This window comes from Streptomyces sp. NPDC107562, from assembly GCF_055657325.1.
On the sequence record NZ_JBVKBE010000001.1, the window covers coordinates 691,100 to 707,679 of the forward strand.

The window sequence follows — 16,580 nt, forward strand, 5'->3', positions numbered from 1 at the left end:
GGGCGCAGTCTGGTGTCCCGGACCGGGCCGAAAGGTGGACCACGTCATGAGAAGGCGCTGATGACGGGCTCCGGAGGGGACAGGGGCGCGCTCGCACGGCTGCTGGCGCGGCTGGCCGTGCTGGCGGCGATCGGTTGCCTGGCCGTGCTGGTGCTCACGGTGGGCAGGGGCGGCCTGGAGGTGATCGCGGCCGGGCTGCTCGGGCTGGTGCTCGGGGCGGCGGGGGTGTGGTGGTTCCTGGCGTACCGGGGCCTGGTGCGCCTGTTCGGAGCGTCCGTCGCGATCGCCGCGCCCGCCGCGGTGCTGGTGCTGTACGCGTTCGACGGATTGTGGCTGACCGCCCTGGTGCTGATCCTGTGCTGGGCGGCCGCGCTCGCCTGCGCCCGGGCGGCGTTGCGCCGGGACGGCCCCGGGCGGGCGAGGGGGACGGTCGCCGCGTCCCGTCCCGCCCGGCCCTTCCTCGTCATGAATCCGAAGTCGGGGGGAGGGAAGGTCGGCCGCTTCGGGCTGGTGGAGCGGGCGGAGCGACTGGGGGCGCGGGTCGTCCTGCTCGACCCCTCCGCCCCGTCGGACGTGACCGCGCTGGCCCGCGAGGCGGTCGCCGAGGGGGCCGACCTGCTGGGTGTCGCGGGAGGCGACGGCACCCAGGCCCAGGTCGCCGCGGTCGCCGCCGCACACGATCTGCCCTTCCTCGTGATCTGCGCCGGCACCCGCAACCACTTCGCCATGGACCTCGGCCTCGACCGGTCCGACCCGACGCGCTGCCTGGACGCGCTGAGCGACGGCGAGGAACTCCGGGTCGACCTCGGCGACGTCGACGGCCGGGCGTTCGTGAACACCGTGTCCTTCGGGGTCTACGCCGACGTCGTGCAGCGCCCCGAGTACCGCGACGACAAGGCGGGCACGGCCCTCACCGTGATGCCGGAACTGCTGGTGGGGGACCGGGTGCGACGGCTCGACGCGCGCGTCGACGGCACGCCGCTCGCCTCGCAGCAGGCCCTGCTGGTCAGCAACAACGCCTACGCGTCACCCGACGCGCTGCACGGGAGCGGACGCCGGCCGAGGCTCGACGGTGGCGAACTGGGCCTCGTGGCCGTCCGGGTGGAGAGCGCGGTGCAGGCCGCGGACCTGGCGGTGCGGGGCTCGCAGTCCGGCGCGCTGACGGTCGGGACGGCACGACGGGTCGAGGTGACCGCGGACACGGCCGATATCCCGGTGGCGGTGGACGGCGAGGCGCTGCGGATGGCCACACCGGTGGTGTGCACCCTGCGGCACAGGGCCCTGCGGGTCCGGGTGCCGCGCGACCGGCCGGGTGTCGCGCTCCCGGCGCCGCCGGTGGACTGGCGACGACTCGTCGACCTCGCGCTCGGCCGCGCCGGACGGACCGCCATCGGACGGCCGGGGACCTGGTGACGCGTCGTCCGGCCGTTTCGCCGGCGGTCGGTGCACGGCCCCCGGGATGTCGGCCCTGGTGCGGGCCGCGCCGGGCAGGGCCCCTACCGTGGGGGACGGCGGGAGCCGGTGGATCGGCACGCACGCTCCCGGCCCGGCGGCCGCTCCGCTCCGCCCGATCGCACCGTCCCGGAAGGAAGAGCCCCCGTGCTCACGTCGTACGCAGCGCACTTCGACACACCCGCCGGCTACCTGGACTTCGCCCGGTTCGGGCCGCCGTCGCGGGACGTCGTGGCAGCCACGGCCCGGGCCATGGAGGAGTCCGCGCGGGCCGACCACGGGACCGTGGACGACCTCATGCGCGCGGACCTGGCCGCACGCGAGAGCGCGGCCCGGCTCGCGGGCACCGACGCCCGGCACACCGTGCTCCTGCCCAACGCGTCCACCGGCCTCTTCCACGCCGCTCTCGGCATGCGCGAGGGCGTCGTCCTCGCGCCCCGCACCGACTTCCCCTCCAACCAGTACCCGTGGCGCCGCGCCGCGCGCCTCGGCCGGGTCACGCCCCGCTGGCTCGACCCCGCGCCCGGCGAGGGCGTCGGCCCCGACCTGGTCCGTGCCGCGCTGACCGACGACACCGTCGCCGTGTCCGTCAGCGCGGTGGACTTCCGCACCGGGTTCCGCGTGGACCTGGCGGCGCTGCGCGAGGTGATCGGGGCATCACGGCTCCTGATCGTCGACGCCATCCAGGCCTTCGGCGTGACGCAGATGCCCTGGGAGGCCGCCGACGTCCTGGTCGTGGGCGGCCAGAAGTGGCTGCGGGCGGGCTGGTCCACGGGGTTCGCCGCCCTGTCCGACCGGGCGCTCGACACCCTGGAACCGGTGCTCACCGGCTGGACGGGGGTCGAGGAGCCCGGCCTCTTCGACGACACGGAGCACCGGCCCGCCCCCGACGCGCGGCGATGGTCCATCACGCATCTCAGCCCGGTGGCGGCGGGCGCCTTCGCCGCCGCACTGGGTTTGGTGGAACGACACACCGTCGCGGCGATCGAGGAGGCCGTCGCACTGCGGGTCGCGGAACTCGGTGAGGTCGTCCGGCGCTCCGGCGGCCGCGTCCTGTCCCCGGCCGATCCGGCGCGCCGGGCGGGCATCCTCTCCTTCGCGCTGCCGGACCGCGATCCCGCGCTCGTCGGCAAGGCGTTGCAGGCCGAGGGGGTCACGGCCACGGTGCGGACCGACTCGCTGAGGCTCTACCCGCACGCCTCGACGCCGCCGGAGACGTCCGAGCGGGTCGCCGCCGCGCTGTCCGCACTGCGCAACTGACGCAACGCCCCGGAGGCACCGCAGCCCGGACCGCTCCCACAACCTTCCGACCCGGCCACGAGTCCCCTCTGTGACGTATCCATGGCGAACGGGTTGCCGCACGGTGTCCGGCCGGTTCCACCGTCCTCGGACACCGTCGCGCCTCCCGTGTGTCGTCGGCGCGAGCCCTGGCCGCGCCTTGGGGAAGGGGACGCACAGATGGGCAGATGGAGAACCGCCGCGGTGATGGCGGTCGGACTGATGGCGGGCACGCTGCTGCCCGCGGCTCCGGCCGCCGCCGTGCACGCCGCGGCACCCGGTGACTTCAACGGGGACGGATACCGGGACGCGGTGCTGCCCGCGCCGGGTGCGAACGTCTCCGGCAAGGTGGCCGCCGGCGCCGTCGTGGTGCTGTACGGCTCGTCCTCCGGCCTCTCGGCCGGCCGACGCAAGACGATCACTCAGAACACCTACGGAGTGCCGGGATCGGTCGAGCCGTACGACCGCTTCGGTGCCTCCACGGCGACCGCCGACCTGAACCGGGACGGGTACGCCGACCTGGTGGTCGGCTCGCCGTACGAGGACACCGCGTACGGCGTCAACTCCGGTGTCGTGATGGTGCTCTGGGGCGGCAGGGACGGCCTCGGCCGCGGCACGGTGCTGCCACCGCCGGCCGCCGCCGCCAACCAGGCCTACGGCCTCGACGTGGCCGCGGCCGGCCTGGGGGCGGGCGCCAGGACGCAGGTCCTTGTCGGCGGGGCGAAGGTGACCGTCGCCTTCACCGGCCCGTTCAGCCGTACCGGCGCCTTCGGCTCCGCGGCGCAGAACGCGGAGGAGGACGCCGTGGGGTCGGTGGCACTCGGCGACCTCGACCGCAACGGCGTTCCCGACCAGGTGGCCCTCGGCGGCCACCGGGCCGACCTGTCGGGCAGTCAGGTCAGGGTGCGCCCGACGGGAAGTCAGCCATGGCCGGAGGGGCTTCTGAACGGCAACGGGCTCATCGCCGCGACCGGTGACGTCGACGGCGACGGGTACGCCGACCTCGTCGTCGGCGACCCCCAGGAGGCGACCCATTGCTGCGACGGCGCGCTGGGTGGGCGTGTGCTGCTCTGGCGCGGGTCGGCGGACGGCATCGCCGGCGACGCGCAGCCCGAGGAGATCACGCAGCGGACCGAGGGCGTACCCGGCTCGAGCGAGCGCGGCGACACCTTCGGTGCCGGTGTCACCGTGGCCGATCTGAACCGGGACGGTCTCGCGGACATCGTGGTCGGCGCACCCAACGAAGCCGTCGGCAGCGTCAGAAGGGCGGGCACGGTCACCGTGATCCCGGGCCGGCGGACGGGCGAGCTGGGCGCGGGCGCGTACTCCTTCCACCAGGAGACACCCGGCGTGCCGAGCATCTCCGAACACCGTGACTGCTTCGGCACCACGGTCTCGGCCGGGGACGTCGACCGGGACGGGATGCCGGAACTGCTCGTCGGCGCCGCCTGCGAGAACGACTACACCGGCGCGGTGTTCGTCCTCCCCGGTGGCGCCTCACGCCCGACCGGCAAGGGCAGCTACGCCTTCACGCCGAACATGTTCGGCTTCATCCAGCGGGACAGCACGCTCCTCGGCGGCAACGGGCTGTGGTGGATCCTGGGCGGCTGAGCGACCGAACGGCTCGTCGGATACCCGGCACCGTCGTGACCTGGTGTTGTGATTAACTGCCTGTCACGGTGCGTACGCCCCCGTCGTCCGGTGCAGGAGGAAGCCGATGAGCCGCCGGGACGAGCCCCTCACGCCGGAGCGCGGCCCCGTGGGTGCGGGCGGAGCCGACGCCCTCACCCGCATCCGCGCCGGCCGGCCCACGCTGCCGCCCTCGGAGCGACGGGTGGCGGACACGGTGCTCGCGGACCCGGCCGGCAGCTCGGAACTCTCCATCGGTGCGCTCGCCGAACGAGCCGCCACCTCACCCGCCACCGTGCTGCGCTTCTGCCGGACGCTCGGCTTCGGCAGCTACCCCCAGCTGCGGCTCGCCCTGGCCGCCGCGGTCGCCCACGAGCGGGCGGTCGGCGGGGAGCAGTCGGCGCTCGGCACCGACATCGATCCCTCCGACTCCCTGGAGCAGATCGTCAAGAAGATCATCTACAACGAGGTGCGCGCGCTCGACGAGACCGCCCGCAGCGTGGACCCGACGGTCCTCGGCCGGGCCGTCGACGCGCTCGCCACGGCCCGGCGCATCGACATCTTCGGCGTCGGCGCGAGCGCCTTCGTCGGCCAGGACCTGCATCAGAAGCTGCACCGCGTCGGCCACATCGCGTTCGTGTGGACCGACGTCCACGCCGCCCTGACGGCGACCGCGCTGCTGGGGCCCGGCGACGTGGCGATCGGCATCTCCCACTCCGGGGAGACGGAGGACACCGTCGAGCCACTGGCCGCGGCCGCCGCCAGGGGAGCGACCACCGTCGCCCTCACCAATTTCCCCGGGTCCGCGCTGGCGGAGGCGGCCGACCTCGTCCTCACCACCTCCGCCCGCGAGACACCGTTCCGTTCGGGCGCCACGGTCAGCCGGATCGCGCAGCTGGCCCTGGTCGACTGCTTGTTCGTCGCCGTCGCGCAACGCTCCTACGACGCCGCGGCGGCGGCCCTCCAGGAGACCTACACCGCCGTGCAGCGACGCCGGCGGCGTCGCCCGTAGCACCTGCGCGTCGGCATCCTCGACGGCACCACGATGTCCCGCTCCGCCTCGCGCCCTGGCCTGCCCATGCCCCCGAATGTAATTTAATTACATGTCGCACATCCCGTCGTAAGTTATTGACATCGCCCGACGGTGATCCCGATACTCCCGTGACCCACCGTCGTCCCGCGCCGAACCGGCGGCGCCGAGGAGCCATGAGCCACCCCACCGCCTCCGTCCCCACCGCCCCCGCGTCGCCGCCCTCCGACGAGCGGCTGGCCGAACTGCTCGCCTCGTGCGTCGGCGACCCGGCCCGGGTGACGACCGCGCTGCCCCGCCGGATCGCGGCGGCGCACGACGCCTCGCCCTATCTGTTCACCCCGCGCGCGGTGGTCCGCGCCGCCTCGGCCGGCGAGGTCGGCGCGCTGATGGCCGGCGCCCGCGCGGCCGGCGTCCCGGTGACCCTGCGCTCGGGCGGCACCAGCCTCGCCGGCCAGGCCGGCGGCGACGGCGTCCAGATCGACGTACGCACGCACTGGCGCAACGCGGAGATCCTCGACGACGGGCACCGCGTCCGCCTCCAGCCCGGACTGACCGTCCGCCAGGCCAACGCCCGGCTCGCCCGGTACGGCCGCCGGCTGGGCCCGGACCCGGCCAGCGAGAGCGCCTGCACCATCGGCGGCCTGGTCGCCAACAACTCCAGCGGCATGAACTGCGGCACCCGGGACAACGCCTACCGCACCATCGAGTCGCTGCGGTTCGTGCTGCCCTCCGGCACCGTCGTCGACACCGCGGACACGGATGCCGACGCGGCGCTGCGGGCGCGCGAACCCGAACTGCACGCGGGACTGCTGCGCCTGCGGGACCGGGTGCGCGGATCGGCCGCGTCACGGGCCACGGTGGAGCGGCTCTTCGCCATGAAGAACACCATGGGGTACGGGCTGAACTCCTTCCTCGACCACTCCACCCCGGCCGACATCCTCGCGCGGCTGATGGTCGGCAGCGAGGGCACGCTCGGGTTCGTCGCGGAGGCCGTCTTCCGCACGGTCCCGCTCCTGCCGCACACCGCCACGGGACTGCTCGTCCTGCCGGGCCTCGCCGAGGCGACCGACTGCCTGCCGGCGCTCCTCGCCGCCGGGGCCCGCACCGTGGAACTGCTCGACGCCGCCTCCCTGCGGGTGGCGCAGCGGTCCGCCGACCCGGTGGAGGCCCTGCGCGGTCTCACCGTCAGCGGCCATGCGGCCCTGCTCGTCGAGTTCGCCGAGGACGACGCCGAGGCCCTGGAGCACACCGTCGCCGCCGCCCACCCCGCGCTACGGCTGCTGCCCACGGTCACCACGGCGGAGCTCACCCGTGACGCGGGGGAGCGGAACCGGCTCTGGCGGCTGCGCAAGGGGCTCTACACCGCGGTCGCCGGCGCGCGCCGTCCCGGTACGACGGCCCTGCTGGAGGACGTGGCGGTGCCGATGGAGCGGCTGACCGCCACCGGCGAGGGCCTGATCGACCTGTTCGCCCGGCACGGCTACGACGACGCGGTGATCTTCGGGCACGCACGGGACGGCAACCTGCACTTCATGCTGACCCAGGACTTCGACTCCGGCGGCGAACTGGACCGCTACGCCCGCTTCACCGACGACATGGTCGACCTCGTCCTCGCGGCGGGCGGCACGCTCAAGGCCGAGCACGGCACCGGGCGCGCCATGGCCCCGTTCGTCAGGCGCCAGTACGGCGACGAACTCTACGAGGTGATGCGGGAGCTCAAGCGGTTGTGCGACCCGCACCGGCTGCTCAGCCCCGGCGTCCTCCTCGACGACGACCCCGGGGCGCACCTCGGCCACCTGAAGAGCGTCCCGGAGGTCGACCCGGCCGTGGACGCCTGTGTCGAGTGCGGCTACTGCGAGCCCGTCTGCCCGACGGCCAACGCGACCACCACCCCGCGACAGCGCATCGCCCTGCTGCGCGAGATCGCCCTCGCGGGGGCCGCGGGCGACGACGACCGGCGCCGCGCCCTGGAGGACGACTACGGCTACGCGGCCGTCGGCAGTTGCGCGGCCGACAGCCTGTGCGTCACCGCCTGCCCGGTCCACATCGACACGGGCGAGGTCATGAAGCGGCTGCGCGCGGACGGGCACGGAAGGGCGGCCCAGGGCGCCGCCGACCGCGTGGCGCGGCACTGGGAAGGCGCGGTCGCGGGCGTCCGTACGGCGCTCAAGGCGGCCCATGCCGTCCCGCTGCCCGTCACCAGGGCGGCGACGAGGGCGGTGCGCGGGCTGGGCGCCGGGGAACTGGTCCCCCTATGGACCCCGGACATGCCGCGCAGCGGGCCGGACCGTCCCGCCCCACGGCATCCCGCCGAGGCGGAGGCCGTGTTCTTCGCCGCCTGCATCGGAAGCCTCTTCGCGCCCGAGGAGGGCGCCGGCGGGGCCGGGGGAGCGGCGCACGCCTTCCTGCGCCTGTGTGAGCGGGCGGGGGTCCCGGTCGCCGTGCCGGACGGACTGGGCGGCCTGTGCTGCGGCACCCCCTGGCAGTCCAAGGGATACACGCGGGGCCACCGCACCATGGCCGCCCGCACCCTGGACGCCCTGTGGACGGCCACCGACCACGGCAGGCTGCCCGTCGTCTGCGACGCCTCCTCGTGCACCCACGGCCTGGAAGGGCTGGCCGGCGCGCTGCCCGAGCAGGACCGTGCCCGCTACGCGGCCCTGCGGTTCGTGGACAGCGTGGCGTTCGCCGCCGAGCGGCTGCTCCCCGCCCTCCCCGCCGTGCGGCCCGTGGGATCCCTGGCGCTGCATCCCACCTGTTCGACCGCCCACCTGGGCGCCGACGGCGCCCTGCGGACCGTGGCGGCCGCCCTGAGCCCGGACGTCACGGTGCCCGACACCTGGGGCTGCTGCGCGTTCGCGGGCGACCGGGGACTGCTGCACCCGGAGGTCACGGCGGTGGCCACCGCCCGCCAGGCCGCCGAGATCAACACCCGGTCGTACGACGCCTACGCCTCGTGCAACCGCACCTGTGAGCTCGGGATGAGCCGCGCCACCGGGCGGCCCTACCGGCACATCCTCGAACTCCTCGACGAGGCCACCACCCCGACCGTGGCCGGGATGTGACCCACTGATCGCCTGCCGTGTCTTGACGCGTCCGCGCACTGAAAATATGTTTCATGTCGCCGGAGCGAAGCGAAAGAAAATTTCGTCGCTGTCTCTCGTGTCACACGGACCGGCCGATCCCGCTGTCCGTCGCGTATGACGGAAACGCGCCAGAGACACCCAAGCCACCTGAAATGCCCGAACCACAGGAGTCGTGAACGTTCATGTCCACCCAAGACGCCGTCGGGAACGGCCTGCTGCGTGACCAGCTGGCCACCATGGCCACGGAGGCGTACCGCCCCGACCTGGCGGACATCGACCGCCTGAGCACGCTGGACATCGCCCGCCACATGAACGCCGAGGACGCCACCGTCAGCGCGGCGGTCGCGGACCGGCTCCCCGAGATCGCCGCCGCCGTCGACGGCATGGCCGAGCGGATGGCGCGGGGCGGACGGCTCATCTACGCCGGGGCGGGCACTGCCGGACGGCTGGGCGTGCTCGACGCCTCCGAGTGCCCGCCCACCTTCAACACCGACCCGTCGCAGGTGGTGGGCCTCATCGCGGGAGGTCCGGCCGCGATGGTCACCGCCGTCGAAGGCGCCGAGGACTCCGAGGAGGGGGCCCGTCAGGACCTGGACGCACTGAAGGTGTCCGCGGACGACGTGGTGGTCGGCATCTCCGCCTCGGGCCGCACCCCGTACGCCGTCGAGGCCGTCCGGCACGCGCGCGCCCTCGGCGCGCTCACGGTGGGGCTGTCCTGCAACGCCGACAGCGCGCTGGCCGCCGCCGCCGACCACGGCATCGAGGTCGTGGTCGGACCGGAGACCGTGACGGGCTCGACCCGGCTGAAGGCGGGCACCGCGCAGAAGCTGGTGCTCAACATGTTCTCCACCATCACCATGATCAGGCTGGGCAAGACCTACGGGAACCTGATGGTCGACGTCCGTGCCTCCAACGAGAAGCTGCGGGCCCGCGCCCACCGGATCGTGGGCCTCGCGACCGACGCCTCCGACGAGGCCGTCGCCGCCGCGCTCGCCGCCACCGGCGGCGAGGTCAAGAACGCCATCCTCACCCTGCTCGGATCCGTGGACGCACGGACGGCCGAGCGCCTGCTCCAGGACGCGCACGGGCACCTGCGCAGCGCCCTGGAGACCGCAGCCGCCTGACGTACCAGCCGACGTACCAGCCGATACTCACAGCAAGGCCGATCTCATGGCGAACGAGAACAAGTACCGCGACACCGCGGCCGCCATCCTGCCCCTGGTGGGCGGAGCGCGGAACGTGGCGTCGGTGGCCCACTGCATGACCCGGCTGCGGCTGGGCCTGCACGACCGGACCCTGGTGCAGGAGGAACAGCTCAAGGCATTGCCCGCGGTGATGGGCGTCGTCGAGGACGACACCTACCAGATCGTGCTCGGACCGGGCACCGTCGCCCGCGTCACCCCGGAGTTCGAGACCCTGGTCGAGCAGGAGCGCGCCGAGACTCCCGGGGCCGCTCCCGCGGCAGGTGGCGTCCCGGGCGGCGACCCCGTGACCGCCGAGGACCTCGCGGCGCAGGGCGCGGCGCTGCGCGCGGAGCGCAAAGCGCAGAACGCCACCCCGTTCAAGCTCCTGCTGCGCCGCATCGCGAACATCTTCGTGCCGCTGATCCCGGCCCTGATCGGCTGCGGCATCATCGCGGGCCTGAACGGTCTGCTCGTCAACCTGGGCTGGCTGCCCGGCATCACCCCGGCGCTCGCCGCGATGGCCTCCGGGTTCATGGCGCTGATCGCCGTGTTCGTCGGCTACAACACGGCCCAGGAGTTCGGCGGCACACCGATCCTCGGCGGTGCCGTGGCCGCCATCATCGTCTACGCGGGCGTCGCCAACGTCGAGGCGTTCGGCCAGGAACTCTCCCCGGGTCAGGGCGGTGTCCTCGGCGCGCTGGGCGCGGCGTGGCTCGCCGTGCAGATCGAGAAGTGGTGCCGTCGCTGGGTGCCCGTGTCCATCGACGTCCTGGTCACTCCGACCATCACCGTGCTGGTCGCGGGTCTGGCCACCCTCTTCGGGCTGATGTTCCTCGCCGGTGAGGTCTCCACGAAGATCGGTGAGGCCGCCAACTGGCTGCTCTCCAACGGCGGCGCGGGTGCCGGACTGATCCTCGGCGGTCTGTTCCTGCCGCTGGTCATGCTGGGACTGCACCAGGCGCTGATCCCGATCCACACCACGCTCATCGAGCAGCAGGGCTACACCGTGCTGCTGCCGATCCTCGCGATGGCCGGCGCCGGCCAGGTCGGTGCGGCGATCGCCGTCTACTTCCGGCTGCACCGCAACACCTCGATCCGTACGACCATCAAGTCGGCGCTGTGGCCGGGCTTCCTCGGCGTGGGCGAGCCGCTGATCTACGGTGTGTCCCTGCCGCTGGGCCGCCCGTTCATCACGGCCTGCACCGGTGGCGCCCTCGGTGGCGCGTTCGTGGGGCTCTTCAACCAGCTGGGCACGGACGTCGGTTCCACCGCGATCGGCCCCTCGGGCTGGGCGCTCTTCCCGCTGCTCGACGGCGACCACGGACTCGGCCGGACGGTGGCCGTGTACGCCGCGGGCCTGGTCGTCGGTTACCTGGGCGGCTTCCTGGCCACGTACTACTTCGGCTTCACCCGGACGATGCTCGCCGAACTGAACGTGGCGCCCGCGCAGTCGGCACCGGACGCCGTCGCCCCGGCCACCGCCGGAGCCGAGCCCGCGGCGAGCGGGGGTGCAGAGTCGCCGACGGCGCCGGCCGCACCGGCCGGCGTTCCGGTCCGCTGACGGGCGACGGCCCGAGACCGCACGCGGGGCGGTGACCGTTCGGAGGAACGGTCACCGCCCCGCGCCGTGTCGTTGCTCTCGCCCCCCGGGCACTTAGGTAAGGCGAACCTAACATCGGCTAGTGTTCCCGTGCGATCACTCATCCGTAGGGCACGCACAGCTGGGAGCAGTCCTTGCCGCACACGACCGACACCACCGGGGACCGGCCGGACGACGTCACCGAGGCCGGCTGGGTCGGACTCGGCTCACGCGAGGAGCTGCGGAAACTCCTCGGCGAGCCCTGGCCCGTGGTCGTCGACAAGGTGCACGGCGCACTGACGGAGGACGACCTGGACATCGTCTCCCGCTCGCCCTTCTGCCTCCTCGCCACCTCGGACGCGGACGGCAACTGTGACGTCTCGCCGCGCGGTGACGCCCCGGGCTTCACCCACGTCCTGGGCCCGCGCACCCTCGCCCTGCCCGACCGGCCCGGCAACCGGCGGGGCGACAGCTTCCACAACATCCTCGACAACCCGCACGCCGCTCTGCTGTACCTCATCCCCGGCGGCAAGCAGGTCCTGCGCGTCAACGGCCGGGCCCGCATCCTCACCGACGCGCCCTTCTTCGACGCGATGACGCGTGACGGGCGCCGCCCGCAGTTCGCCCTCGTCCTGGACATCGACGAGATCTACCTGCACTGTCCGCAGTCCCTGAACCGGGCCGGGCTGTGGAATCCCGGGGCGTGGGCGACGAGTTGAACCCGCCGCGGCCGGGGCGCGCCTCGGCCGGTCAGCGCCTGCGGCCCCGCGCGGCCAGGCCGCTTCCGACCCCCGCCACGTGCAGGGCGAGCAGGGTGAGCCCGATCAGCATGATGTTGGTCGTGCTGAAGACGTCGTTGGTGGAGATGTCCGCCGCGTCGATGAGGAAGGCGATGAAGAACAGGACCGCCGCGATGATGCCGAGCACGCTGTGCCTCCTTGAGGTGGGAGCCGGCCGGTAGGTGCCGTGTCACGCGTATGCCCCCGGTGGGCCGCCGCACGCAGCACCGGTGCGCGAGGGCGGGCGCCGCCCGTGCTCCGCTCGTCCCGTCGAGGACCTTCCGCCATCCGATATGTCCGTGTTAGCGTCGAATGGTCAAAATCGTGACAATCACCGGAAGTGCCTAACCTCCCGGAGAGTGCGTCGAGAACGACAGGAGCGTGAAGGTCATGCCTGACGACACCTTCCCCACATCTCTGACCAGTGACAACGCCGCACTGGTCCTCGTCGATCACCAGGTGGGGCTCTACAGCGGGGTCCGCGACATCAGCCTGCTGGAGCTGAAGCACAACGTGGTCGGGCTCGCGAAGGCGGCGCAGGTGCTGCGCGTACCGACCGTGGTGACCACCACCGCCGCGGACAGCATGTGGGGCCCGCTCATCCCCGAACTCGCCGAGACCGTCCCGAGCGAGCTGGAGGTGGTCGACCGCAGCACGGTCAACGCCTGGCACGACAGCCGTGTCCGTGACCGCATCAAGGCCACCGGCCGCAGGAAGCTCATCTTCACCGGCATCTCGCTGGAGGTCTGCGCGACGCTCCCGGCGATCGCCGCGAAGGCCGAGGGCTACGAGACCTATGTGGCTCTCGACGCGTCCGGCACCTTCTCGGCATCCAAGCGCGAGGCGGGCCTCATCCGGCTCCAGCAGGCCGGCGTCCTGGTCAGCGACTACGCCACGCTGATGATCGAGATACTCGCCGACAACGGAGCCCCCGAGGCCGGGGACGTCTACGCCGCGCTCGACATGCCGTTCGCCACCCTCGTCGGCCAGATCTCGGCCGCCTACGCCAAGTAGGCGGTCCCCAGCCGCACTTCAGCGGCGCGCGACACGACACCGCCGAGGCGCCCGGCCCGCCCGGCACGGGCCCGGCGCCCGCGGACCTCGCAGCGAACGCGACGGACCGCGGACCTCGAAGGGAGCTGCGATGACCGCACAACCGGAACCGCTACGCGAACCGGACACCGCTTTGAGCGCACGCGGCCGCTGGTACCTCGACCCCTGGCACACGGCGGTGCACTTCGCCGTGCTCAATCGCGGGGCCGGCCTGGTGCGCGGACGCTTCACCCACCTCTCCGGAACCCTGACCCCCGGCAAGGACCAGCTCAGGGACACCGAGGTGGAGGTGACCATCGAGGCGATGAGCATCACCACCGGGGTCGTGACCCGCGACGACCACCTGAGATCCGGCTTCCTGGACGTGGAGCACCACCCCACGATCCGCTTCCTGGGCAAGCGGCTGACCCGTACGGGCCCGCTCCATGGCGAACTCGGCGGCAGGCTGGAGTTCCGTGGCAGACCGGTCGACACCGAGCTGGCCGTGCGATGGGCCGGGTCCGCCGTGGACCCGTTCCGCGACGACGCCCGGCACCTGGCCTTCTGCGCGACCGGGCGCCTCACGCTGACCGAACTCGGTCTCGCCCAGGACCTGTTGCCCGGCCTGCGCATCCCCGGCCTCGGTGACGCCGTCGAACTGACCCTGGACGTCGTGCTCGTGCCCTATGACCCGGCCCCGATGCTGCGGGACATTCCCGTCGGCTGAGGGTCTCACCGCTGACCTCGGCCGGGCGCCCCTTCGCAGACGATCTCGTCACGAGGGGCGTAGCCCGTGTGGAACGGCTCCCGGCCCACTTCCCGGCCGCCGTCGCGGAAGACCCGTTCGACGGTGACGTCGAAGCCCTCCAGGGGAGTCTGCGGCACGCACTTCTCGTCGGTGCTCACCTTGCTGGAGGGCTCCTGGACGTTGGTGCGGGGTCCCTTGACCGACGTGACCTCGTCGTACTTCTTCGTGCCGAGGAAGGAGACGGTCACCGAGGTGTCGGTGGACTCGGCCTGGATGTAGAGGGCCTTGCCGGAGTCGTTGGCGAACCTCAGGTCGAGGCTGCCCCAGGCGACCGTCGCCTCACGGCCCTCGGGGTAACGCTCGATGTAGAAGGAATGGGCGCCGTGCTCGACGGGTTCGACGCCCGCGAAGAACATCGCGTTGAAGACCGTGGTGGCCACGGCGGAGACACCGCCGCCGGGCGCCTTGGTGTACTTGTCGTCGAGGATCATGATGCCCTCGACGAAGCCGTTGGCCTCGGTGCGCTCGCCGACGGTGCGGTTGAAGCTCCAGGTCTCGTTCGGCATGACGACGGAACCGTTGATGAGGTCCACGGCGCGGCCGATGTTCGTGGAGCGGTAGGCGGCCGGTTCGAAGTTGACGGTGAACGAGGACATCTTCTCGGTGAGCCCGAGGCGTGCCGCGTTCTCACGGGTCACCTGCGGCTCGATCCGCCGTGTCTGCACCACGCCCGTGCGGGCGGCTCCCGACTTGGTGAGCAGGGGCAGGACGGCCTTGCCCAGGGCCTTGTCGGTGACCTCCACGCCGGGGACGGCGTCGGCCGCCACCGCGACCTTCTCGCCGTCGAGCCTCAGCCGGGCGTTCTCCGGCGTGCGGGGAAGGCCGGCCAGGGCGCCGGCCACCGCGGGCGCGGCACGCAGGCCCTTGCCGTCGAGCGCCGGCGTGAGCCGGCCGGAGTCGTCCGGCCGCATCGTCAGGTGCTCGCCCAGCACCGCCGGGGGGATCGTGAACCGCTGGTCGCCCGCGGTGAGCGTGACCGGTCCCGACATCGCCGGCTGCGCGAACTCACGCACCGCCCGCCGCACCTCCTGCGCGCTCACCTTCGGCTTCGCCTCGCGTGCGGGCAGCACCGTGACGGCGTCCGCGGCGTCGCGCTCGAAGGGGGCCCGCAGGGAGCGGATCGCCGCGTCCATGTCCAGCGTGTAGCCACTGCGGGGCGCGACCTGCTCGACGCGGCCGTCGTCGAAGGAGACGGCGCCGTCGCGGGGCCTCTGGTCGAGCGTCTCCGCCAGCTCGCCGAGGGCGGCACGTGCCTTGTCCTCGTCGACCTTCACGACCGGCTCGACCTCGCCGCCCGAGCGGAACAGCCCGCCGATCACGCTGATCGGATCGGCGCCGGTGAACGCCGCCCGGTCGAGGGTCCGCGCGATGTCGTAGCCGAGCCCCGCCTGTCGCGGATCGACCGTGCCCTGGCGGTCGCCGACCTTCACGGCCAGCTTCCCCGGGCCGGTCGCCGGCAGGTGCCGCTCCAGCTCGCGGCCGGCCGCCGCGCGGTCCAGGCCCCCGATGTCCACGCCACGGACCGTCGTACCCGCCTCGATCTGGCCACCGGTGAGCAGCAGCCCTGCGAGATACAGACCGCCGATGCCGACGGTCAGCGCACCGCCCGCCAGGGCGGCGGGCGGGAGTGAGGCTATCCGGGGGTGCATGGGTCTCCTGAGCGATCGACGGACGAGTCCCGAAGCGGTACCGCTGGGTGCGAGAGCAGTCAGCCAGGTTACGCACAACGGGGTGCAAAACGGTGTATCCAAGGTCACGTCGGTCGATGTGAGACATCGCTCCTCGGGCCGCGCGGCGGTCGCCGTCGCTCCCGAGGTGCCCCCGGCGCGGACCCGGGCGCACAATGATCTCAGGGCGGGTGAGCCGTTCCCGTGGCCCCGGCCCAGGCCCGTGCGAGGGGACCGACATGGCTGACCAGGACCTTCTCGGCAGGACGGCGCTCGTCACCGGTGGGAGCCAGGGCATCGGGGCGGCCGTCGCGGCCCGTCTGGCGAGGGCGGGAGCCGACGTCGCGATCAGCTACCTCCGGTCCGCCGAGGCCGCGGACTCCGTGGTGACCGCGCTCAGGAGCAGCGGAGTGCGGGCCGCGTCGTTCCGGGCGGATCAGGCCGACCCCGCACAGGTCAGGGCCATGGTTCAGGAGGCAGTCGACGTCCTCGGGCCGGTGGACATCCTGGTCAACAACGCCGGCATCCTGCGCACCGGCATGCTCGCCGACGCCGACCCCTCGGGCCGTGCCGAACAGTGGGCGGTCAACGTCGAAGGCGTGGTCGCCGCCACCCGTGAGGCCGTCGCGCGGATGCCCGACGGCGGGAGAGTCGTCCTCGTCAGTTCGATCGCGGCATCCCGGCTGTCCACGTCCGGATTCGGTGACTACGCCGCCGGTAAGGCGGCCGTGCGGGCCTACGGGCAGGCATGGGCCCACGAACTCGCGCCGCGCGGCATCACCGTCAACACCGTGGAAGCCGGATTCACCGACACCTCCATGGCGCCTCCGCTCGACTCCGACTTCGGACGCGCGGCGATGGAGGGCATTCCTCTGGGGCGCTACGGGCGCCCGGAGGAGATCGCCGACGTCATCGCCTTCCTCGCCGGCCCCCGGGCGTCGTACATGACGGGCTCCTCCGTCCGCGTCGACGGCGGATGGAGCGCCTGACCCGGGGCCGTACACCATCGACCTCCCGCGCGGCGGGCGGGTGCCGCAGAGTTCACCCCGCGCA

The 16,580-nt window shown here is 73.1% G+C and carries 13 protein-coding genes; 11 read left to right on the forward strand and 2 right to left on the reverse strand.

Annotation, left to right across the window (positions count from 1 at the left end; translation table 11 throughout):
* The first annotated feature begins 60 nt into the window (after positions 1 to 60).
* The 8 genes from ACZ7LV_RS03125 (at position 61) to ACZ7LV_RS03160 (ending at position 11,960) form a co-directional block, all read left to right on the forward strand.
* The gene (locus ACZ7LV_RS03125; RefSeq protein WP_471935119.1) at positions 61 to 1,413 is read left to right on the forward strand and encodes a diacylglycerol/lipid kinase family protein; all 1,353 of its coding nucleotides are present in this window, start codon (positions 61 to 63) and stop codon (positions 1,411 to 1,413) included.
* Positions 1,414 to 1,599: 186 nt separating this feature from the next.
* On the forward strand, positions 1,600 to 2,712 hold the full coding sequence (locus ACZ7LV_RS03130; RefSeq protein ID WP_471935123.1) for an aminotransferase class V-fold PLP-dependent enzyme: 1,113 nt from the start codon (positions 1,600 to 1,602) through the stop codon (positions 2,710 to 2,712).
* A gap of 198 nt (positions 2,713 to 2,910) precedes the next feature.
* On the forward strand, positions 2,911 to 4,341 hold the full coding sequence (locus ACZ7LV_RS03135; protein WP_471935125.1) for an FG-GAP-like repeat-containing protein: 1,431 nt from the start codon (positions 2,911 to 2,913) through the stop codon (positions 4,339 to 4,341).
* A gap of 106 nt (positions 4,342 to 4,447) precedes the next feature.
* Entirely contained in the window at positions 4,448 to 5,371 is a 924-nt protein-coding gene (locus tag ACZ7LV_RS03140) for a MurR/RpiR family transcriptional regulator (RefSeq protein ID WP_471935127.1), read from the forward strand.
* Positions 5,372 to 5,565: 194 nt separating this feature from the next.
* Entirely contained in the window at positions 5,566 to 8,457 is a 2,892-nt protein-coding gene (locus tag ACZ7LV_RS03145; protein ID WP_471935128.1) for an FAD-binding and (Fe-S)-binding domain-containing protein, read from the forward strand.
* 203 nt (positions 8,458 to 8,660) lie between these two features.
* Positions 8,661 to 9,602 carry an N-acetylmuramic acid 6-phosphate etherase gene (gene murQ, locus ACZ7LV_RS03150; protein ID WP_471935130.1) on the forward strand — a complete coding sequence of 314 codons (942 nt, stop codon included), beginning with the start codon at positions 8,661 to 8,663 and terminating at the stop codon, positions 9,600 to 9,602.
* 46 nt (positions 9,603 to 9,648) lie between these two features.
* Complete coding sequence (locus ACZ7LV_RS03155) at positions 9,649 to 11,223, forward strand: PTS transporter subunit EIIC (RefSeq protein WP_471935131.1); 1,575 nt, start codon at positions 9,649 to 9,651, stop codon at positions 11,221 to 11,223.
* Between the two features lie 173 nt (positions 11,224 to 11,396).
* A complete protein-coding gene (locus ACZ7LV_RS03160; protein WP_471935133.1) occupies positions 11,397 to 11,960 on the forward strand; it encodes an MSMEG_1061 family FMN-dependent PPOX-type flavoprotein in 564 nt (187 codons plus the stop codon).
* Between the two features lie 31 nt (positions 11,961 to 11,991).
* Here the strand turns inward: ACZ7LV_RS03160 and ACZ7LV_RS03165 are convergent, their stop codons facing one another.
* Positions 11,992 to 12,168 carry a hypothetical protein gene (locus tag ACZ7LV_RS03165; protein ID WP_471935134.1) on the reverse strand — a complete coding sequence of 59 codons (177 nt, stop codon included), beginning with the start codon at positions 12,166 to 12,168 and terminating at the stop codon, positions 11,992 to 11,994.
* Positions 12,169 to 12,410: 242 nt separating this feature from the next.
* Between ACZ7LV_RS03165 and ACZ7LV_RS03170 the strand changes: the two genes are divergently transcribed.
* Entirely contained in the window at positions 12,411 to 13,034 is a 624-nt protein-coding gene (locus tag ACZ7LV_RS03170; RefSeq protein ID WP_471935135.1) for an isochorismatase family protein, read from the forward strand.
* A 130-nt stretch (positions 13,035 to 13,164) separates the two neighbouring features.
* Entirely contained in the window at positions 13,165 to 13,779 is a 615-nt protein-coding gene (locus ACZ7LV_RS03175; RefSeq protein ID WP_471935136.1) for a YceI family protein, read from the forward strand.
* Positions 13,780 to 13,784: 5 nt separating this feature from the next.
* Here ACZ7LV_RS03175 and ACZ7LV_RS03180 read toward each other — a convergent pair whose 3' ends face one another.
* Complete coding sequence (locus ACZ7LV_RS03180; RefSeq protein ID WP_471935137.1) at positions 13,785 to 15,509, reverse strand: VanW family protein; 1,725 nt, start codon at positions 15,507 to 15,509, stop codon at positions 13,785 to 13,787.
* 257 nt (positions 15,510 to 15,766) lie between these two features.
* On the opposite strand from ACZ7LV_RS03180, the gene ACZ7LV_RS03185 reads away from it, so the two are divergent.
* Complete coding sequence (locus ACZ7LV_RS03185) at positions 15,767 to 16,516, forward strand: SDR family NAD(P)-dependent oxidoreductase (RefSeq protein ID WP_471935139.1); 750 nt, start codon at positions 15,767 to 15,769, stop codon at positions 16,514 to 16,516.
* The last annotated feature ends 64 nt before the right edge of the window (positions 16,517 to 16,580 follow it).